Origin of the sequence: Streptomyces sp. NPDC088254, from assembly GCF_044740925.1 — a bacterium.
GTDB lineage: Bacteria > Actinomycetota > Actinomycetes > Streptomycetales > Streptomycetaceae > Streptomyces.
Map to the genome: position 1 here is coordinate 68335 of NZ_JBIURQ010000014.1, position 19262 is coordinate 87596.

At 72.9% G+C, this 19262-nt stretch carries 15 protein-coding genes and 1 tRNA gene; 14 read left to right on the forward strand and 2 right to left on the reverse strand.

What is annotated here, in order from left to right:
* Positions 1 to 54 precede the first annotated feature (54 nt).
* The 7 genes from ACIOC0_RS34460 to ACIOC0_RS34490 all read left to right on the forward strand — a co-directional run bounded on the left by ACIOC0_RS34460 (position 55) and on the right by ACIOC0_RS34490 (position 8849).
* A complete protein-coding gene (locus tag ACIOC0_RS34460; RefSeq protein ID WP_402159811.1) occupies positions 55 to 1239 on the forward strand; it encodes a uroporphyrinogen-III synthase in 1185 nt (394 codons plus the stop codon).
* Positions 1240 to 1420: 181 nt separating this feature from the next.
* Entirely contained in the window at positions 1421 to 2053 is a 633-nt protein-coding gene (locus ACIOC0_RS34465) for a CGNR zinc finger domain-containing protein (RefSeq protein WP_402159814.1), read from the forward strand.
* Between the two features lie 544 nt (positions 2054 to 2597).
* Positions 2598 to 3119, forward strand: coding sequence for a sigma-70 family RNA polymerase sigma factor (locus tag ACIOC0_RS34470; protein WP_010039908.1), 522 nt, complete (start codon positions 2598 to 2600; stop codon positions 3117 to 3119).
* Positions 3120 to 3169: 50 nt separating this feature from the next.
* Positions 3170 to 3949: an anti-sigma factor family protein gene (locus ACIOC0_RS34475; protein ID WP_402159816.1), complete on the forward strand. Its 780-nt coding sequence runs from the start codon at positions 3170 to 3172 to the stop codon at positions 3947 to 3949.
* 137 nt (positions 3950 to 4086) lie between these two features.
* Positions 4087 to 6474, forward strand: a complete 2388-nt coding sequence (locus tag ACIOC0_RS34480) for a HelD family protein (protein ID WP_402159818.1) — start codon at positions 4087 to 4089, stop codon at positions 6472 to 6474.
* A 359-nt stretch (positions 6475 to 6833) separates the two neighbouring features.
* Positions 6834 to 8261, forward strand: a complete 1428-nt coding sequence (locus tag ACIOC0_RS34485) for an NAD-dependent malic enzyme (protein ID WP_402159821.1) — start codon at positions 6834 to 6836, stop codon at positions 8259 to 8261.
* Between the two features lie 306 nt (positions 8262 to 8567).
* A complete protein-coding gene (locus ACIOC0_RS34490; protein WP_004000874.1) occupies positions 8568 to 8849 on the forward strand; it encodes an HU family DNA-binding protein in 282 nt (93 codons plus the stop codon).
* 207 nt (positions 8850 to 9056) lie between these two features.
* On the opposite strand, the gene murA is transcribed toward ACIOC0_RS34490, so the two are convergent.
* A complete protein-coding gene (gene murA / locus ACIOC0_RS34495) occupies positions 9057 to 10397 on the reverse strand; it encodes a UDP-N-acetylglucosamine 1-carboxyvinyltransferase (protein ID WP_130436529.1) in 1341 nt (446 codons plus the stop codon).
* Positions 10398 to 10662: 265 nt separating this feature from the next.
* Here murA and ACIOC0_RS34500 point away from each other — a divergent pair, with 265 nt between their 5' ends.
* The 7 genes from ACIOC0_RS34500 (at position 10663) to ACIOC0_RS34530 (ending at position 19138) form a co-directional block, all read left to right on the forward strand.
* A complete protein-coding gene (locus ACIOC0_RS34500; RefSeq protein WP_402159824.1) occupies positions 10663 to 11235 on the forward strand; it encodes a YqgE/AlgH family protein in 573 nt (190 codons plus the stop codon).
* 29 nt (positions 11236 to 11264) lie between these two features.
* Positions 11265 to 11549 carry a DUF3039 domain-containing protein gene (locus ACIOC0_RS34505; RefSeq protein ID WP_130436531.1) on the forward strand — a complete coding sequence of 95 codons (285 nt, stop codon included), beginning with the start codon at positions 11265 to 11267 and terminating at the stop codon, positions 11547 to 11549.
* Positions 11550 to 11982: 433 nt separating this feature from the next.
* Entirely contained in the window at positions 11983 to 12876 is an 894-nt protein-coding gene (locus tag ACIOC0_RS34510; RefSeq protein ID WP_402159827.1) for an FAD binding domain-containing protein, read from the forward strand.
* On the forward strand, positions 12873 to 14696 hold the full coding sequence (locus tag ACIOC0_RS34515) for a 2Fe-2S iron-sulfur cluster-binding protein (protein WP_402159829.1): 1824 nt from the start codon (positions 12873 to 12875) through the stop codon (positions 14694 to 14696). Before ACIOC0_RS34510 ends, ACIOC0_RS34515 begins: the two co-directional genes overlap by 4 nt.
* Positions 14693 to 17002: a xanthine dehydrogenase family protein molybdopterin-binding subunit gene (locus ACIOC0_RS34520; protein WP_402159832.1), complete on the forward strand. Its 2310-nt coding sequence runs from the start codon at positions 14693 to 14695 to the stop codon at positions 17000 to 17002. The genes ACIOC0_RS34515 and ACIOC0_RS34520 overlap by 4 nt, the downstream gene beginning before the upstream one ends.
* A 254-nt stretch (positions 17003 to 17256) precedes the next feature.
* Positions 17257 to 18447 (forward strand): SUKH-4 family immunity protein, encoded by a 1191-nt coding sequence (locus ACIOC0_RS34525; protein WP_402159835.1) that lies wholly within the window; start codon positions 17257 to 17259, stop codon positions 18445 to 18447.
* 43 nt (positions 18448 to 18490) lie between these two features.
* Positions 18491 to 19138: a tetratricopeptide repeat protein gene (locus ACIOC0_RS34530; RefSeq protein WP_402159836.1), complete on the forward strand. Its 648-nt coding sequence runs from the start codon at positions 18491 to 18493 to the stop codon at positions 19136 to 19138.
* A gap of 21 nt (positions 19139 to 19159) precedes the next feature.
* Here ACIOC0_RS34530 and ACIOC0_RS34535 read toward each other — a convergent pair.
* Positions 19160 to 19234 (reverse strand) — tRNA-Cys (locus ACIOC0_RS34535).
* Positions 19235 to 19262: the final 28 nt, after the last annotated feature.

A 19262-nucleotide genomic window follows, 5' to 3' on the forward strand; every position in this document is an offset into this window, starting at 1 on the left:
CAGGTGAGACACCACCTCGTGTAGGTGCTTCGACTCGAGTGCGGGACGAGAGTTATGGACGAGCAGCAACAGCAGGGACCGAAACAGGGCGGCGACGGCCGGTACGCGGAAGGGCACGGGCCGCTCGCCGGGTTCACCGTCGGCGTCACCGCCGCACGCCGGGCCGACGAGCTCGGAGCGCTGCTCCAGCGGCGCGGCGCGACGGTGCTGCACGCGCCCGCCCTGCGGATCGTGCCGCTCGCCGACGACGGCGAACTGCTCGCCGCCACCGAGAACCTCCTCGACCAGGCGCCGGACGTCGTCGTCGCCACCACGGCCATCGGCTTCCGGGGCTGGGTGGAGGCCGCCGACGGCTGGGGCCTCGGCGAGCGGCTCCTCGCCCGGCTGCGGGACGTCGAGCTGCTGGCCCGCGGTCCCAAGGTCAAGGGCGCTATCCGCGCCGCGGGACTGACGGAGGACTGGTCGCCGTCGAGCGAGTCCATGGCGGAGGTGCTCGACCGGCTGCTGGAGGAGGGCGTCGACGGGCGCAGGGTCGCCGTCCAGCTGCACGGGGAGCCGCTGCCGGGGTTCGTGGAGGCGCTGCGGGCCGGGGGAGCGGAGGTGGTGGGCGTGCCGGTGTACCGGTGGATGCCCCCCGAGGACCTCTCCCCGCTGGACCGGCTGATCGACGCGACCGTCGCCCGCGGGCTGGACGCGGTCACCTTCACCAGCGCGCCCGCCGCCGCCTCGCTGCTGTCGCGGGCGGAGGAGCGGGGACTGCTGTCCGAGCTGCTGGCCGCCCTCCACCACGACGTGCTGCCGGCCTGCGTGGGTCCGGTCACCGCGCTGCCGCTCCAGGCGCGCGGGGTGGACACCGTGCAGCCCGAGCGGTTCCGGCTCGGCCCGCTGGTGCAACTGCTGTGCCAGGAACTGCCGGCGCGGGCCCGGGCCCTGCCGGTCGCCGGGCACCGGGTGGAGATCCGGGGGCACGCGGTGCTGGTCGACGGCTGTCTGCGGCCCGTGCCACCGGCCGGCATGTCCCTGCTGCGGGCGCTGTCCCGGCGGCCGGGGTGGGTCGTGCCGCGCGCGGACCTGCTGCGCGCGCTGCCCGGCGCGGGCCGCGACGAGCACGCGGTGGAGACCGCGATGGCCCGCCTCCGCACCTCCCTGGGCACCCCGAAGCTGATCCAGACGGTGGTCAAACGCGGCTACCGCCTCGCCCTGGACCCGGCGGCCGACACGAAGTACGCGGACGCGTGAAGGGACGCTCGGTCGACGGCATCGACCGGCACCCGGGGGTGGACAGGCCAAGGGCGCGCTGACCCGCCGCCCGGGCGACTCCGTACCCGGTACGGCGTCGGTACGGGGTCTTCCGCAGGGCGTCGGCCGCCCGGCACTGTGGAAGGACCCCGAGAGGCCTTTTCGAGGCGGTGACAGCTACATGGCGCTGGCTACCAACCCGGCCGCCCCGGCCCCGTACGGTCTGCGGTTCGACGCGGGACGGATCTGCCTGGACCTCCTGGCCACCACCCACCCGAACGAACGCCTCGACGCCCTCCCCGCGTTGCGCGCCTGGATCAGCGGTTCCGGACTCGTCCCGCCGGGCACGCCCCTCGCCCACGCCGATCCCGACTGGCCGGCCGCCTTCCGTGAACTGCGCGGACATGTCGGACAGTTGGTGCGCGGCTGGCTGAACCGTGAGGCGTACGACCTCGCCCTCACCCACGCGCTCGCCCGCGTCAACGAGGCGGCGGCCCGTGCCGCGCCCCCCGCCCCGCGCGCCGTACACGCCCACGACGGCACCCTGGTCCGGGAGTTGGCCGGCCCCCCGGCGTGTGCCGAGCTGCTCGCCGGCGTCGCGCGGGACGCCGTGGAGCTGCTGACCGACCCCGCCGCGCGGGCCGGGCTGCGGCAGTGCGAGGGGGACGACTGCCCGATCGTGTACGTCGACACCTCCCGTGGGCGCAGGAGGCGCTGGTGCTCCAGCGAGGTCTGCGGCAACCGGGAGCGGGCGGCCCGCCACCGCAGACGCACGGCGCTCCACCGCACGCCGCCCGCGCCGGACCGGGCGTGACGGCCTTCAGCCTCAGCAGGTCCCTCCCCGCTTCACCTGTCGCCCTCTCAACTCCCCCTGACGGCAACGGAACCCCGATCGCGGCAACCTCCACCCCCGTCAGCGGCAACCCGAAGACGACTCCGGCGCCTCACGCCCTTGTCTCCGGCACCCTCGCGATCGCCGCTTCCAAACACCCCCAACTCCGCCGTCACGCACACCGCGAGGGAGCGACGGCCCAACTCCCCTGTCCCATATGCGGCGTTCGGGCCCCCGCCGTCGAAGTGATTTCGATTACACTCCGTTTACCTTTACGGCGGGCCGGGAAGCGCCCCCGTTCGGCCCGGTGTGGCGGAGTTGTGAAGGAAGAGGGGTGGGAATGTGCCCCCATGTCCCCCTCGTCATGACACCGCGACGAAAACTGTCGCCTCACTTTGAACACTCAACTCATCGCTTGCGTACCGGTGTGGGAGCGACCGACTGGGGGAACCCCCGGACACCGGAGGTGGGCGTGCGCAAGGATGCGGCCGTGGCCAATGAACGTGGATCGAGGGCCCGACATCGCATGTCCCAGCCCTCGGAGCCTGACGAGGAGCTGATGCGTGCCCTGTATCGGGAGCATGCCGGACCCCTGCTTGCGTATGTCCTGCGCCTGGTTGCCGGAGACCGTCAACGAGCCGAAGACGTCGTGCAGGAGACGCTCATCCGGGCCTGGAAGAACGCCGGCCAGCTCAATCGAGCGACCGGATCGGTACGCCCCTGGCTGGTGACGGTCGCACGCCGCATCGTCATCGACGGCCACCGCAGCCGGCAGGCCCGGCCGCAGGAGGTCGACCCGTCGCCGCTGGAGGTCATTCCTGCGGAGGATGAGATCGACAAGGCGCTGTGGCTGATGACCCTGTCGGACGCTCTCGACGACCTGACCCCTGCCCACCGGGAGGTCCTCGTCGAGACGTACTTCAAGGGGCGTACCGTCAACGAGGCGGCCGAGACGCTGGGCATACCCAGTGGCACCGTGCGCTCACGGGTGTTCTATGCCCTGCGGTCGATGAAGCTGGCTCTGGAAGAGCGGGGTGTGACGGCGTGATGAGCATTTACGGGGGGTTCGGAGCGGGAGGGCCGGGTATGTCTGGCCCCATGCAGGGATCTGTGGGATCTCCGAGCCCGAGCGAACACGAGACCGTGGGCGCCTACGCCCTCGGCATCCTGGACGACGCCGAGGCGACCGCTTTCGAAGCGCATCTCGCCGACTGCGAGTGGTGCGCCCAGCAGCTCGACGAGCTGGCCGGGATGGAGCCGATGCTGGCCGCGCTAGCGGACCTGCCGGGTTCCGGGACGCCCGCGATCGGCGAGTCCCTGTCCGCCAAGCCCAACCCGCGGCTCGCGGAGCGGCTGGTCGACGAGGTGGCCGACCGCCGCGCCGCCAAGCGCCGCCGCTCGTTCTTCATGCTCGCGGCCGCGGTCGCGCTGATCGCCGGCGGCCCGCTGGGCGTGCTCGCGGTGACCGGCGGCGACAGCGGCAAGGACGCCAAGACGCTGCAGGCGGACACCGCCAACCCCGCCAAGGGCGTCTTCGACTCGCTGCCCGACAAGAAGTCGGCCACCGACGCCTCCACCAAGGTCTCGGCGACCGTCGCCATGGCGGAGAAGGCGTGGGGCACCCAGGCCGTCGTCCAGCTGTCGAACGTGGCCGGCCCGAACAAGTGCTCGCTGATCGCCGTGGGCAAGAACGGCGAGCGCGAGACCGTCTCCTCCTGGTCCGTCCCGGAGTGGGGTTACGGCCTCCCCGGCGCCAAGACCGACCAGGCGAAGCAGCCCCTGTACGTCCAGGGCGGCGCGGCCTTCACCCCGAACCAGATCGACCACTTCGAGGTCATGACCTTCGACGGCAAGAAGCTCGTGCAGATCGACGCCTGAGCCTTCCGGCGGTCGCTTTCCTCCGTTTCCCTCCCGCAGCTTCGGGGCCTGTCCGGCGAGTCCGGGCAGGCCCCTCGCCTCGACCGGTCCCCTTCGCGTACGGTTGACGGCTGCCCAGCACGTCAGAAGGGGGCCCGGTGGCCGTTCAGGCTCAGCAGGAAACCGCGGTCGGCCCGGTACGGGACGCGGTCCAGGAATCAGTCCAGGACTCCGTCCGAGACCGGGAGATCAGCGTCGAACAGGTGCACCTGGACCGGGTGTACCGGCGGCTCGAGGAGAAGATCCACGAGGCCGAGTTCCTCATGCACGACGCGGCCCAGCGCGGCCACGTCGGCACGCCCGGCGCGCTCGCCGAGCGGGACGCGCAGGTCTTCCGTGCGGGCATCCACCTCAACCGGCTCAACAACGAGTTCGAGGACTTCCTCTTCGGCCGCATCGACCTGCTCAACGGCAAGGACGGCGAGAAGGGGCCCGACGGCGCCTACACCTCCGTGGAACCCGCCGACGGCGCCGTGCGGGACGACGACACCGCCGACATCGCCGAGACCCTGCACATCGGCCGCATCGGAGTCCTCGACGAGGACTACGCCCCGCTGGTGATCGACTGGCGGGCGCCCGCGGCCGCCCCGTTCTACCGCTCCACCCCGGTCGCCCCCGGCCGGGTCGTGCGCCGCCGGGTCATCCGCTCCAAGGGCCGCCGCGTCCTCGGCGTCGAGGACGACCTGATGCGCCCCGAGCTGAGAGCCTTCCTCGACGGGCGGGAGCTGCCCGTCGTCGGCGACGGCGCCCTGATGGCCGCCCTCGGACAGGCCCGCGGCCACACCATGCGGGACATCGTCTCCTCCATCCAGGCCGAGCAGGACCTCGTCATCCGCGCTCCCGCCGCCTCCGTCACCTACGTCGAGGGCGGCCCCGGCACCGGCAAGACGGCCGTCGCGCTGCACCGGGCGGCCTACCTCCTCTACCAGGACCGCCGCCGCTACTCGGGCGGCATCCTGATCGTCTCGCCCACCCCCCTGCTCGTCGCCTACACCGAGGGCGTCCTGCCCTCCCTCGGCGAGGAGGGCCAGGTCGCCATCCGCGCCATCGGCTCCCTGGTCGACGGCGTCCAGGCCACCCTGTACGACTCCCCGGCGGTCGCCCGCGCCAAGGGCTCGCACCGCATGCTGAAGGTGCTGCGCAAAGCCGCCCGCGGAGCCCTGGAGCAGGGCCGCCCCGCCCCCGACGCGGGACAGCTCACCCTCGACGGCGGCGAACCAGCGGGCCAGACCCCCGCCGGCCCGCCCACCCGGCTGCGCGTCGTGGCCTTCGGACGGCGGCTCGAGCTGGAGGCGGAGGAGCTCGACCGGATCCGCCGGGCCGCGCTCGGCGGCACCGCTCCGGTGAACCTGCTGCGCCCCCGCGCCCGCAAGCTCCTCCTGGACGCCCTGTGGGAGCGCTCCGGCGCCGTCGGACGGCACAGCGACCCCGAACTGGCGGCCGAGCTGCGCTCCTCCTTCGACGAGGACGTCACGAGCGAGGACTCCTTCATCGGGTTCCTCGACGCCTGGTGGCCGGAGCTGACGCCGAAGGCCGTCCTGGCGGCCATGGCCGACGAGCGCCGGCTCGGCCGGTGGGCCCGCCGAGTCCTGAACCCCGGCGAGGTCCGCAGGGTCGCCCGCTCCCTCAAGCGGGACGGCCACTCCGTGCACGACATCGCGATGCTCGACGAGCTCCAGGCGATCCTCGGCGCACCCGCCCGCCCGAAGAAGCGCCGCGAGCTCGACCCGCTGGACCAGCTCACCGGCCTGGAGGAGCTGATGCCGGTGCGCGAGGAGTCGCAGCGCGAGCGGGCCGAACGGCTCGCGCAGGAACGCACCGAGTACGCCCACGTCATCGTCGACGAGGCGCAGGACCTCACGCCGATGCAGTGGCGCATGGTCGGCCGTCGCGGCCGGCACGCCACCTGGACGGTCGTCGGCGACCCCGCCCAGTCGTCGTGGTCCGACCCCGACGAGGCGGCCGAGGCCCGCGACGAGGCCCTCGGCACCCGCCCGCGCCGCCGCTTCCAGCTGACGGTCAACTACCGCAACCCGGCCGAGATCGCCGAGCTGGCGGCGAAGGTGCTGGCGCTGGCCATGCCCGGCGCCGAGTCCCCGACCGCGGTCCGCTCCACCGGCCTCGTCCCCCGCTTCACGGCCGTCTCCGGTGACCTCGCCGAGACCGTGCGGGCGGAGGCCGCCCGCCTCCTGGACCGGGTCGACGGCACGGTCGGCGTCGTCGTCGCCATGAACCGCCGCGAGGAGGCCGCCCGCTGGCTCGCGGGGCTCGGCGACCGAGTGGTGGCGCTCGGCAGCCTGGAGGCGAAGGGCCTGGAGTACGACGCCACGGTCGTGGTCTCCCCGGCTGAGATCGCCGACGAGTCGCCGGCCGGCCTGCGGGTGCTGTACGTGGCCCTCACCCGGGCGACCCAGCAGCTCACGGTCGTCTCGGGCGAGCGCGACGAACCCGACGCCGACGGGCTGCCGGACCTGCTGCGTGAGTGACCCCGTGGGGCCGCGCCGGGCCCGTTGGGCCTGTCCGGCGGGGCCGCGCGGGGACGGCTTTCTGTGAACTCGCCGCACGGGAATGGCCTTCCCGCTTCCGTTTGTTAGCCTGGACGTGACACCGGCCCGATCCAAGCCCCCGGGCCCAACCTTCGTCGCTACGAGCGACCACTTGCCGCGAGGCGAGCATGGCGGGTCGGTGTCATCTCCGTACGGGAGAGGCCCACGTCAGATGTGACGTGGGCCTCTTTCGTCGTGAACAAAACGTTCGTAACCCCACGTGGCTAACTCCTACTCGACAGTAGGTGCGACGATCGGACCGCAATCCGCGTCACCGGTGAAAGCAGAGGAAGTCGGCCATGGCAACGGCGCCCAGCGTCTCCTACTCGATGACGGTCAGGCTGGAGGTGCCCGCGGGCGGAACCGCGGTCTCGCAGCTCACCACGGCCGTCGAGTCCCACGGAGGCTCGGTCACCGGCCTCGACGTCACTGCTTCCGGTCACGAGAAGCTCCGCATCGACGTCACCATCGCGGCCACCTCGACCGCCCACGCCGACGAGATCGTCGAACAGCTGCGCGGCATCGAGGGCGTCACGCTCGGCAAGGTCTCCGACCGTACGTTCCTGATGCACCTCGGCGGCAAGATCGAGATGGCGTCCAAGCACCCCATCCGCAACCGCGACGACCTGTCCATGGTCTACACGCCGGGCGTGGCCCGCGTCTGCATGGCGATCGCCGAGAACCCCGAGGACGCGCGCCGCCTCACCATCAAGCGCAACTCCGTCGCGGTCGTGACGGACGGCTCCGCCGTGCTGGGCCTCGGCAACATCGGCCCCAAGGCCGCGCTGCCCGTCATGGAGGGCAAGGCGGCCCTCTTCAAGCGGTTCGCCGGCATCGACGCCTGGCCGATCTGCCTCGACACCCAGGACACCGACGCCATCGTCGAGATCGTCAAGGCGATCGCCCCCGGTTTCGCCGGCATCAACCTGGAGGACATCTCCGCGCCCCGCTGCTTCGAGATCGAGGCCCGGCTGCGTGAGGCCCTCGACATCCCCGTCTTCCACGACGACCAGCACGGCACCGCGATCGTCGTCCTCGCCGCGCTCACCAACGCCCTGCGCGTCGCCGGCAAGGCGATCGAGAACATCCGCGTCGTCATGTCCGGCGCCGGCGCGGCCGGCACGGCCATCCTGAAGCTGCTGATCGCCGCGGGCGTGAAGAACGCCGTCGTCGCCGACATCCACGGTGTGGTGCACGCCGGCCGCGAGGACCTCGTCGACGCCGCCCCCGGGTCGGCGCTGCGCTGGATCGCCGACAACACCAACCCCGAGAACCTCACGGGCACCCTCAAGGAGGCCGTGCGCGAGGCGGACGTGTTCATCGGCGTCTCCGCCCCGAACGTCCTCGACGGCGACGACGTGGCCGCCATGGCCGACGAGGCGATCGTGTTCGCGCTCGCGAACCCCGACCCCGAGGTGGACCCGGCGATCGCCCGGCAGACCGCGGCCGTCGTGGCCACGGGCCGCTCCGACTTCCCGAACCAGATCAACAACGTGCTGGTCTTCCCGGGCGTCTTCCGCGGCCTGCTGGACGCGCAGTCCCGTACGGTCAACACCGAGATGATGATCGCTGCTGCGAAGGCGCTGGCCGACGTGGTGACCGAGGACGAGCTGAACCCGAACTACATCATCCCGAGCGTCTTCAACGACAAGGTCGCGGGCGCGGTCGCCGGCGCGGTCCGCGAGGCCGCGAAGGCGGCGGGCGCCTCGGCCCTCACGCAGCCGTAGCCGGAAGCGGGTGGCACAGCCCCGAGCGGGCGGCGCGCGGCGGCCTGTGAGGATCGCCACGACCGGCCCCCGGCGCGTCGTGGAACCCGCCTCACGGGGCAGGCCTCTACTGTGACGGCCGGGTCAGGCGCTCTTCGTGTGACTCCCAAGGGTGTTCTCACGACTCCTACGGGTGCCGGATTGGCTTTCCCGCCGCAGGTAGGGGCAGGATGCGTTCCTGGGCGCGTGGGCATCGACTTCGCTGTCCCCCATGCGGCTCCGCCGCGTGGCACGCCTCAATGGCAAGAAGAACACGGGAGTAACAACATGAACCGCAGTGAGCTGGTGGCCGCGCTGGCCGACCGTGCCGAGGTGACCCGCAAGGACGCCGACGCCGTCCTGGCCGCGTTCGCCGAGGTCGTCGGCGACATCGTCTCCAAGGGCGACGAGAAGGTCACCATTCCCGGCTTCCTGACCTTCGAGCGCACCCACCGTGCCGCTCGCACCGCGCGCAACCCGCAGACCGGCGACCCGATCCAGATCCCGGCCGGCTACAGCGTCAAGGTCTCCGCGGGCTCGAAGCTCAAGGAAGCGGCCAAGGGCAAGTAAGGCCCCGCCGGACGCGCCGTGAGCAGCGGGCGCCGTGGGTGACCGCGGGTCGGCCTTGGCTGGTCGCGCAGTTTCCCGCGCCCCTTCGGGGGCGCGTCCGCCGGAAGTGACAACACGCCGATGGGGCGGTCACCCGAGTCAGGGTGACCGCCCCATCGGCGTTCGCGGGCCCGGTCAGCCGAGCGCCGCGTTATGAGGTCGGGTGGGTCAGCCGAGCGCCTTGCCCGGGAGTTCGACCTTCGCGCCCAGTTCCACGAGCTTCTCCATGAAGTTCTCGTAGCCCCGGTTGATCAGGTCGATTCCGTGGACGCGGGACGTGCCCTGGGCCGCGAGGGCGGCGATCAGGTAGGAGAAGCCGCCGCGGAGGTCCGGGATGACCAGGTCGGCGCCCTGGAGCTTGGTGGGGCCGGAGACGACCGCGGAGTGCAGGAAGTTGCGCTGGCCGAAGCGGCAGTCGGAGCCGCCCAGGCACTCGCGGTAGAGCTGGATGTGCGCGCCCATCTGGTTGAGCGCCGAGGTGAAGCCGAGACGCGACTCGTACACCGTCTCGTGGATGATCGACAGACCGGTGGCCTGCGTCAGCGCCACGACCAGCGGCTGCTGCCAGTCGGTCTGGAAGCCGGGGTGGACGTCCGTCTCCAGCGCGATGGACTTCAGCTGGCCGCCGGGGTGCCAGAAGCGGATGCCCTCGTCGTCGATGCGGAAGGCGCCGCCCACCTTGCGGTAGGTGTTCAGGAACGTCATCATCGACCGCTGCTGCGCGCCGCGGACGTAGATGTTGCCCTCGGTCGCCAGCGCGGCGGACGCCCACGAGGCGGCCTCCAGGCGGTCCGAGAGGGCGCGGTGGTCGTAGCCGCCGAGCTTGTCCACACCGGTGATGCGGATCGTCCGGTCGGTGTCCATCGCGATGATGGCGCCCATCTTCTGCAGAACGCAGATCAGGTCCTCGATCTCCGGCTCCACGGCCGCGTTCGAGAGCTCCGTGACGCCCTCGGCGAGCACCGCCGTCAGCAGCACCTGCTCGGTCGCGCCCACGGACGGGTACGGCAGCCGGATCTTCGTGCCGCGCAGCCGGTGCGGGGCCTCCAGGTACTGACCGTCGTCCCGCTTCTCGATCTTCGCGCCGAACTGCCGCAGCACGTCGAAGTGGAAGTCGATCGGCCGGCCGCCGATGTCGCAGCCGCCGAGGCCGGGGATGAAAGCGTGGCCGAGACGGTGCAGCAGGGGGCCGCAGAACAGGATCGGGATGCGGCTGGAGCCCGCGTGCGCGTCGATGTCGGCGACGTTCGCGCTCTCGACGTACGTCGGGTCCATCACCAGCTCGCCCGGCTCCTCGCCCGGCCGGACCGTCACGCCGTGCAGTTGCAGCAGGCCGCGTACGACTCGCACGTCACGGATGTCCGGAACGTTGCGCAGTCGACTCGGCTCACTGCCCAGCAGGGCGGCGACCATGGCCTTGGGCACGAGGTTCTTCGCGCCGCGGACACGGATCTCGCCCTCGAGCGGGGTTCCGCCGTGGACAAGGAGGACATCGTCGTTGACGGTCATGTATCTCGCGTTCCATGGAAGGTGGGGCAGGGCTGGAGAGAGACAGGGTAATCGCCGAGTGCCCTTGTCCCGTAAGCCCAGGAGGCGTTCAGGGAGGTCATGGCTGTGTCACAACACGAACCGTTTCCCACCGGCCACGCAAGGTCACCGTGAGACCGCCGCCACGCGCGTGTGCCCGACCCGCCTCCACGCCCCCCACCTGCCCCTCACCCCCGACGCCGCATTGCCTCCCCACTCCGGGGGAAGATGCGGGATCATGTCTGGCATGACCGAGGTGTCCTCGCTCACAGGGCGGCTGCTCGTGGCAACCCCCGCCCTGGCGGACCCGAACTTCGACCGTGCGGTGGTGCTCCTCCTCGACCACGACGAGGAGGGCTCGCTCGGCGTCGTCCTCAACCGTCCGACGCCGGTGGGCGTGGGCGACATCCTCGAGGACTGGGCGGATCTCACCGGTGAACCGGGCGTCGTCTTCCAGGGAGGCCCAGTCTCCCTGGACTCGGCGCTCGGCGTGGCCGTGATCCCCGGCGGCACCGGCGTCGACGGAGCCCCCCTCGGCTGGCGGCGGGTGCACGGCGCGATCGGCCTCGTCGACCTGGAGGCCCCGCCCGAACTGCTCGCCTCGGCCCTCGGCTCCCTGAGGATCTTCGCCGGGTACGCCGGCTGGGGCCCCGGCCAGCTGGAGGACGAACTGGTGGAGGGCGCCTGGTACGTCGTCGAGTCGGAGCCGGGCGACGTCTCCTCGCCCGAGCCCGAGAGGCTCTGGCGCGAGGTGCTGCGCCGCCAGCGCAGCGAACTGGCGATGGTGGCCACCTATCCGGACGACCCGTCGCTCAACTGATGGGTGTGAGCTTCAGTACCCTTGGGCCCATGAGCACTCTTGAGCCCGAGCGCGGCACCGGTACGGGGACCCTCGTAGAGCCGACGCCGCAGGTGTCGTCCGGTGACGGTGACCACGAGCGCTTCGCGCACTACGTCCAGAAGGACAAGATCATGGCGAGCGCTCTCGACGGAACCCCCGTCGTGGCGCTGTGCGGCAAGGTCTGGGTGCCCGGTCGCGACCCGAAGAAGTACCCCGTGTGCCCCATGTGCAAGGAGATCTACGAGTCCATGGGCTCCGGCGGCGACGACAACGGCGGCAAGGGCGACAAGTGACCGTCTGACGCACGCCGGCGGGCGCGGCTCCCGCGCCCCGGCGCGCCGTCGGCCTCGGATCGGGATCCGGCCAAGGTCATGACGCGGACCGCTGCCCGCGTTCTGACGGGCGATCAGGGGTGGGTGGGGCCGTGAAGCGCCCGAGGGCCGCCGAGGCTGCGCCGTGAGAGTGGTTCGTCCGCCGCTTCGCCAAGTGGCTCCGCGCGCACGGGAGAAACCCCGCGGGGTCACCGAAGAGTGGCAATTCGAGCGCACCGGTGATGCCGTGCGAAAACGGCTCATCTCCCCGATGAGATGGGCGAATGCCTCCTAGCGGACCCCCGCGTCCGGGCCTTGCGAAGATGTGCCAGAGTTGCCACGTCCGCCCTGTCAGCACGTACCGTACGGCAACACAGGTGGGACCAGGTGGGGCAGCGGGAAGGGGCAGCCGGTTTTGAGCACGCACGCACCGCAGGCGGCGCACGCCGTCACGCTGCCCACGTCGTTGGACGAGGCCGTCGCGGCCCTCGCGGCGAACCCCGCGGCCGTACCGGTGGCCGGCGGCACCGACCTCATGGCCGCCGTCAACTCCGGGCAGCTCAGGCCCGCCGCCCTGGTGGGCCTCGGCCGGATCAGCGAGATCCGCGGCTGGCAGTACCAGGACGGCCATGCCCTGCTCGGCGCCGGACTCACGCACGCGCGCATGGGACGCCCCGACTTCGCCGCCCTCATCCCCGCGCTCGCCGCAGCCTCCCGCGCCGCCGGACCCCCGCACATCCGCAACGCGGGCACCCTGGGCGGCAACATCGCCTCGGCCGCGCCCACAGGCGACGCGCTGCCCGTGCTGGCCGCGCTGGAGGCGACGCTGATCGTCGCGGGCCAGGGCGGAGCCCGCCGCGAGATCCCGGTGTCGCATCTGCTGGCCGGCATGGAGATGCTGCGCGGCGGCGAACTCATCGGCTACGTGCGCGTGCCGCTGCTGCACGCCCCCCAGGTCTTCCTGAAGGCGACCGGACGCACCGGCCCCGGGCGTGCCGTCGCGTCCGTCGCCCTCGTCCTCGACCCCGCCCGGCGCGGCGTCAGGTGCGCCGTCGGCGCGATAGCGCCGATGCCGCTGCGGCCGCTCGAGGCCGAGCAGTGGGTCGCCCAGCTCATCGACTGGGACAACAGCCGCGCGATCGTCCCCGAGGCCCTGACCGCCTTCGGGGAGTACGTGGCGGCCGCCTGCATCCCCGACCCGGTCCCGGCCGAGGACGGCTCCGTGCAGCCGCTGCCGCCCGCCGTACTGCACCTGCGGCGCACCGTCGCCGCGCTGGCCCGACGAGCACTGGGGAGGGCGCTGTCGTGACCGACGACCAGCACGGACAGGACCACGGGCACGAGCACGGACAGGAACACGGACAGGGCCAGGGCGCGCCCCAGGGCGCGGGCCGCTGGGACCCGCTGCCCCAGGGCGACTACGACGACGGCGCCACCGCCTTCGTGAAACTCCCCGAGGGCGGCGTGGACGCCCTCCTCGCCGCGCGCGGGGAAAGCCCGCTGGCGGCTCCCGGACACGGCTACGTCCCGCCGCGGATCACGGCGGCGCCCGACCGGCCCGACGCCGACGCGAGCGGCACGGGCGCGTGGCCGCCCCCGGTCGGCGGCGCCGAGTGGCCGGCCCCCGCGAGCGGGTCGAGCGTGGGCGACGACCGGTTCACGTACAACCCGGGCTCGACCGGACAGTGGACGTTCGAGGAGACCCAGGCGGCCCCCGCGCCCGCTCCCGGCCATGACGTGACCGGGCAGTGGTCCATTCCCGTCGCGGGCGGCGACCTCCCCGACGAGTCGGGCGAGTTCACCACCTCGGCCCTGGTCGAACAGTGGGGCGGCGCGCCCCCGGCCACCCTGCCCGGGGGCGCGCCCGCGCCCTGGGCGACGACACCGGCTCACGACCCGGCCGGCCCGTCGGCGCAGCCGTGGGAGCGGCAGCCGGACGGCGGCGACCGTTCCGGCCGTGCGGCGGCGCCCGAGCGGCACGCCGACGACGTCTCCCTTTTCGCGCCCGCTCCCCGGGCCGGCGACGAGGACGGCGCGCACGCCGTGGAGCGCCACGAGAACGCCTACGGGACGCCCGAGGCCCCCGGGGTCGAGGAAGAGGCCTACAGGGGCCCTGAGGGCCCGTACAGCGGCCCGCACGAGCCCTACGCCGACACCGAGTCCGGCGCCGCCGCGGAAGGCGCGCACGCCCCGGAGTCCGGACGTGACGTCGACGCCGTGCAGGACGAGGACGGCCCACGCGACCCGGACGCCGTACGAGACGCGGAAACCGCACCGGAGGCGGACGCCCCGGAGGACCCGCAGGCCTCGGACGCGGGCCACCCGCACTCCGAGCCGTCCGCCGACGACGCGGAGACGGAATCCGCCGCCCCACGGTCCGCGGCCGACGCGCCCGACGCCGGCGACGACACCGCGTCGTCCACGCGCGCGGACGACGGCCACGGCCACCCGCAGGAGGACGCCGACGCCGGCCAGCCGTCCTTCCACGAGGACCACCCCCTCGCCTCCTACGTGCTGCGCGTGAACGGCTCCGACCGCCCGGTCACCGACGCCTGGATCGGCGAGTCCCTGCTCTACGTCCTGCGTGAGCGGCTCGGACTCGCGGGCGCCAAGGACGGCTGCTCGCAGGGCGAGTGCGGGGCCTGCAACGTCCAGGTGGACGGCCGCCTCGTCGCCTCCTGCCTGGTCCCCGCCGTCACCACCGCCGGCAGCGAGGTCCGCACCGTGGAGGGCCTCGCCGTCGACGGACAGCCCTCCGACGTGCAGCGGGCGCTCGCCCGGTGCGGGGCGGTGCAGTGCGGATTCTGCGTGCCCGGCATGGCGATGACCGTGCACGACCTGCTGGAGGGCAACCCCGCCCCCACCGAGCTGGAGACCCGCCAGGCGCTCTGCGGCAACCTGTGCCGCTGCTCCGGCTACCGGGGCGTCCTGCGGGCCGTCCAGGACGTCGTCGACGAACGCGAGGCGCACGCCGCCGCGGACGCTGAGACGGACGGCGACGAGGCACGTATCCCGCACCAGGCGGGTCCGGGCGCGGGCGGCGTCCACCCGTCGGCGTTCGAGAACCCGGCACAGCCCCATCCGCACGACCCGGTGTACGGACAGGGCCAGGACGGAGGCCAGGCGTGACCAACGAAGCAGCCACCGCGACGAGCCCCGCGGAGGCCGCCCCGGCCCCCGAGCCGATCCCGCACGGCCTGGGCGTCTCACTGCCGCCCGCCGACACGCGCGCCAAGACGGAGGGCACCTTCCCCTACGCGGCCGACCTGTGGGCCGAGGGCCTGCTCTGGGCGGCCGTCCTGCGCTCCCCGCACGCGCACGCGCGCATCGTCTCCATCGACACCTCCCATGCGCGCGAGATGCCCGGCGTGCGGGCCGTCGTCACCCACGAGGACGTCCCCGGCAGCGCGCTGCACGGCCGGGGCAGGGCCGATCGCCCCGTGTTCGCCTCCGAGGTCGTGCGCCACCACGGCGAGCCCATCGCCGCCGTCGCCGCCGACCACCCCGACACCGCCCGCATGGCCGCCGCGGCCGTCATCGTCGAGTACGAGGTCCTCGACCCGGTCGTCGATCCCGAACTCGCCTTCGAGGCGGAGTCGCTGCACCCCGACGGCAACCTCATCCGGCACATCCCGCTGCACCACGGAGACCCCTCCGCGGCCGGCGAGGTCGTCGTCGAGGGCCAGTACCGCATCGGCCGCGCCGACCCCGCCCCCATCGGCGCCGAAGCCGGCCTCGCGGTGCCCCGCCCCGACGGCGGCGTGGAGCTGTACCTCGCCTCCACCGACCCGCACAGCGACCGCGACACCGCCGCCGCCTGCTTCGGGCTGACACCCGATCGGGTGAAGATCGTGGTCACGGGTGTGCCCGGCGCCACCGCCGACCGCGAGGACCAGGGCTTCCAGCTCCCGCTCGGCCTGCTCGCCCTGCGCACGGGCTGCCCGGTGAAGCTCACGGCGACCCGCGAGGAGTCCTTCCTCGGCCACACCCACCGCCACCCCACCCTGCTCAGATACCGCCACCACGCCGACGCCGAGGGCCGGCTCGTCAAGGTCGAGGCTCAGATCCTGCTCGACGCCGGCGCCTACGCCGACACCTCCGCCGAGGCCCTGGCCGCCGCCGTCTCCTTCGCCTGCGGCCCCTACGTCGTCCCGAACGCCTTCATCGAGGGCTGGGCCGTGCGCACCAACAACCCGCCCTCCGGCCACGTCCGCGGCGAGGGCGCGATGCAGGTCTGCGCCGCCTACGAGGCGCAGATGGACAAGCTGGCCAAGAAGCTCGGCGTCGACCCGGCGGAGCTGCGCCTGCGCAACGTCATGGCGACCGGGGACGTGCTGCCGACCGGCCAGACGGTGACTTGTCCCGCGCCCGTCGCCGAACTCCTGCAGGCCGTGCAGGAGTTCCCCCTGCCGCCGCTGCCGAAGGACACCCCCGAGGAGGACTGGCTGCTGCCCGGCGGCCCCGAGGGCGCGGGCGAACCCGGCGCGGTGCGCCGGGGCGTCGGCTACGGCCTGGGCATGGTGCACATGCTCGGCGCCGAGGGCGCGGACGAGGTGTCCACCGCCACCGTCAAGGTCCTGGACGGCGTCGCGACCGTGCTGTGCGCGGCGGTGGAGACCGGGCAGGGCTTCACCACCCTCGCCCGCCAGATCGTCCAGGAGACCCTGGGCGTCGACGAGGTGCACGTGGCGCCCGTCGACACCGACCAGCCGCCCGCCGGCGCGAGCTGCCACGGTCGGCACACGTGGGTGTCCGGCGGCGCGGTGGAGCGCGCGGCCAAGATGGTCCGCACCCAGCTGCTCCAGCCCCTCGCGCACAAGTTCGGCATGTCCACCGAGCTGCTCCAGATCACCGACGGCAAGATCACCTCGTACGACGGCGTCCTGTCGACCACGGTCGCCGAGGAGCTGCACGGCAAGGAGCTGTGGGCGACGGCCCAGTGCCGCCCGCACCCGACCGAGCCGCTCGACGCGGCCGGCCAGGGCGACGCCTTCGTCGGGCTCGCCTTCTGCGCGGTCCGCGCGGTGGTCGACGTCGACATCGAGCTGGGCTCGGTGCGGGTGGTGGAGCTGGCGGTCGCCCAGGACGTCGGCCGGGTCCTGAACCCGGCGCAGCTGACCGCCCGCATCGAGGCGGGCGTCACCCAGGGCGTCGGCATCGCGCTCACCGAGAACCTGCGCACCCCGCGCGGTCTCGTCCGTCACCCCGACCTCACCGGCTACGCCCTGCCGACCGCCCTGGACGCGCCCGACATCCGGATCGTCAAACTGGTCGAGGAACGCGACGTGGTCGCCCCCTTCGGCGCGAAGGCGGCCAGCGCGGTCCCCGTGGTGACGTCCCCAGCGGCCATCGCCTCGGCGGTGCGCGCCGCCACCGGCCGCCCCGTCAACCGCCTCCCGATAAGGCCGCAGGCGGCGGTGGTGACGGGGCAGTGAGCGACCAGGCGGTGCCGGGCGGGGTCTGCTTCACCTGAGCCCTCCCGGTGCCCGCCGGGCGGGGCGCGCGCGGAGACGGCCGGGGTGAATCCGTGAGGTGCCGTGAGACGGGAACGATCTCGGGCGCGGTGACGTCTTCCCAGGCGAGGGCCGTTGTCAGTGGCGCCGCGTAGTGTTCGGGGAAGTGGGACGGCGGCGGGCGCGGCGACGCGGGCCGCCGCCGGGACGGCACACTTCACGCACGGGGGAACCACATGGGCACGACCGGTACCGCCGCCGGCACGGCGGTGATCACCTTCACCGACTCCGAGCTGGACCCGTACGTCACGCACGCGCCGACGCGCCGCTGGCTGACCGGGCCCGGACTGCCGGGCGTCGGCGGCCTGCTGACCTTCGACGCGCTCCGCGCGGACGGACTGCGCACCGTGGGCGACTCCACGGGCGAACCGGACGGCGGCATGGCGGCCGGCCTGAGCGAACAGCTCGTCATAGGAGCCCTCACCGGGGCCGACGGCCCGCGCGGGGAGTCGGTCCTGCTCGACGGCTCCACCGGCGAGATCACGACGACGTACTTCCTCCACGACCGTCCCCACCTGATGGACCGCCGTCCGCTCGCGCCGTCCCTGGAGACGCTCGTGCGCTTCGCGACGGCGGCCGACGAACTGGCGGCGCTGCGCGGCCAGTTCGCCGCCTACGCGGGCCGTTACGGCCCCGAGGCGGTGGCGCAGGCCTCTGCCCAGCTCCTCGCGCTGTACGAGGCGGGGGCGCACGGCGAGGTGCCGCCGTTCTGGCGCCTGATCGCGGTGATACGGCCCCTCGCCCTGATCGCGGGCCCGGGCACCCGCTCGGACCTGGCTCTGGACCTTCCGCCCCGCCTCCTGGACGACGAGTTCGGCTCCCGCGCCGTCGTCCGCTTCGAGGACGTCGACTTCCCGTCCGCCCTCACCCACGAACCGACCCGCCGTTTCCTGGCGGAGGTGGGCCTGCCGGAGGAGTGCGTGTGGTTCGCCCTGGACACGGACGCCCCCCTGCCCACCCTCGCCGACCACCACGCGGACGACGGCCACGCCCGACTCCCCGCCGAAGCCGCCGACTTGATACGCCTCGGCGCGCTGTCCGACGGCGTCAGCCTGGTCCTGGACGGCACCACGGGCGCGGTCCTGACCTGGTCCGGGGCGACGTCGGCGCTGCGGCCCCTGAACGCCGACGTCTCCACCCTCGCCGTCACCCTCTGGCTGATCCACCGAGCGAAGACCCTGGACGCCGACCACGACCTCACCGAGGCCTACGACCAGCTCGCCACCACCCTCACCCGGACCCTCGCCACCCTGGACCCGCTGGCCTGCACGCGCACGCCGGCGGCGGCACAGGAGGACGACAGGCGGTGCTACTGGCCGAGCGTGTTCGCGGACGAAGCGGGCGGGGGCCTGCGGAGCGCGGTTTGAAGGTTCTCGGCGCTGCCATCGTTCGACGGGGGAGGGGCGGAGTATGCAAGGGCAGGACTGGATCGAACGGGCCGGAGCGCTGTTCGAAGCGGCGATGTTCGGCGGGGACAGGTCCGCGCTGGAGCGGTCCGATGACGTGTTGGACGCGGTCGAGGCGCCGCTGTGCATGGCGCGGGGCAAGGTGCTGCACGTCCGCTTCCTCAATGACCGCGAGGAGAACAGCGAGGAACTCGTGCTGTTCGAGCGCGCGGCCGAGTTGTACGAGCGTCTGGGGGAGACGTCGGGGGAGGCGGAGGCGTTGTTCTGGATCGGCTGCTGGCATCAGGTCGTCAAGGGCGACGGCACCACCGGCAGGCCGTACTTCGAGCGGTCGTACGCGCTGGCGAAGTCCGTCGGCGACCGGATGACGATGTCCTATGCGGTTCGCCATCTCGGCTTCGCGGACAGGTACGCGGGCCACTTCGACCAGGCCCGCGAGCGGCTGACCGAATCGGTGACACTGCGCCGGGAGATCGGCTTCAGGGCCGGAGAAGCGGCCGGCCTGGTGGCACTGGCCTACCTAGCGTCCGAGACCGGCGACTCATCACAGGCGCTCCGCCACCTCGAAGAGGCCCAGTCGGTCGCGGAAACCTGCGGTGCCAAGGCGGTCAGCGAGTGGATCGAGCAAGCTCGCGCGGTCATCCACTCCTGATCCTGGGCGCCGCCCTTCACTTGGAGGCCGTGGCGGGATTCGAACCCACGTAACTCGCTTTGCAGGCGAGCCCCTGAACCACTCGGGCACACGGCCGTACGGGTGTTGCTGTTCCTTGCTGCCG

Excerpts from the sequence above, each read along its gene's own strand:
- ACIOC0_RS34460 (WP_402159811.1), top strand. The coding sequence starts at position 55 with ATGGACGAGCAGCAACAGCAGGGACCGAAACAGGGCGGCGACGGCCGG.
- ACIOC0_RS34485 (WP_402159821.1), top strand. The coding sequence starts at position 6,834 with ATGGCAACGGCGCCCAGCGTCTCCTACTCGATGACGGTCAGGCTGGAG.
- ACIOC0_RS34465 (WP_402159814.1), top strand. The coding sequence starts at position 1,421 with ATGGCGCTGGCTACCAACCCGGCCGCCCCGGCCCCGTACGGTCTGCGG.
- murA (WP_130436529.1), bottom strand. The coding sequence starts at position 10,397 with ATGACCGTCAACGACGATGTCCTCCTTGTCCACGGCGGAACCCCGCTC.
- ACIOC0_RS34500 (WP_402159824.1), top strand. The coding sequence starts at position 10,663 with ATGACCGAGGTGTCCTCGCTCACAGGGCGGCTGCTCGTGGCAACCCCC.
- ACIOC0_RS34475 (WP_402159816.1), top strand. The coding sequence starts at position 3,170 with ATGCAGGGATCTGTGGGATCTCCGAGCCCGAGCGAACACGAGACCGTG.
- ACIOC0_RS34530 (WP_402159836.1), top strand. The coding sequence starts at position 18,491 with ATGCAAGGGCAGGACTGGATCGAACGGGCCGGAGCGCTGTTCGAAGCG.
- ACIOC0_RS34505 (WP_130436531.1), top strand. The coding sequence starts at position 11,265 with ATGAGCACTCTTGAGCCCGAGCGCGGCACCGGTACGGGGACCCTCGTA.
- ACIOC0_RS34490 (WP_004000874.1), top strand. The coding sequence starts at position 8,568 with ATGAACCGCAGTGAGCTGGTGGCCGCGCTGGCCGACCGTGCCGAGGTG.
- ACIOC0_RS34470 (WP_010039908.1), top strand. The coding sequence starts at position 2,598 with ATGTCCCAGCCCTCGGAGCCTGACGAGGAGCTGATGCGTGCCCTGTAT.
- ACIOC0_RS34525 (WP_402159835.1), top strand. The coding sequence starts at position 17,257 with ATGGGCACGACCGGTACCGCCGCCGGCACGGCGGTGATCACCTTCACC.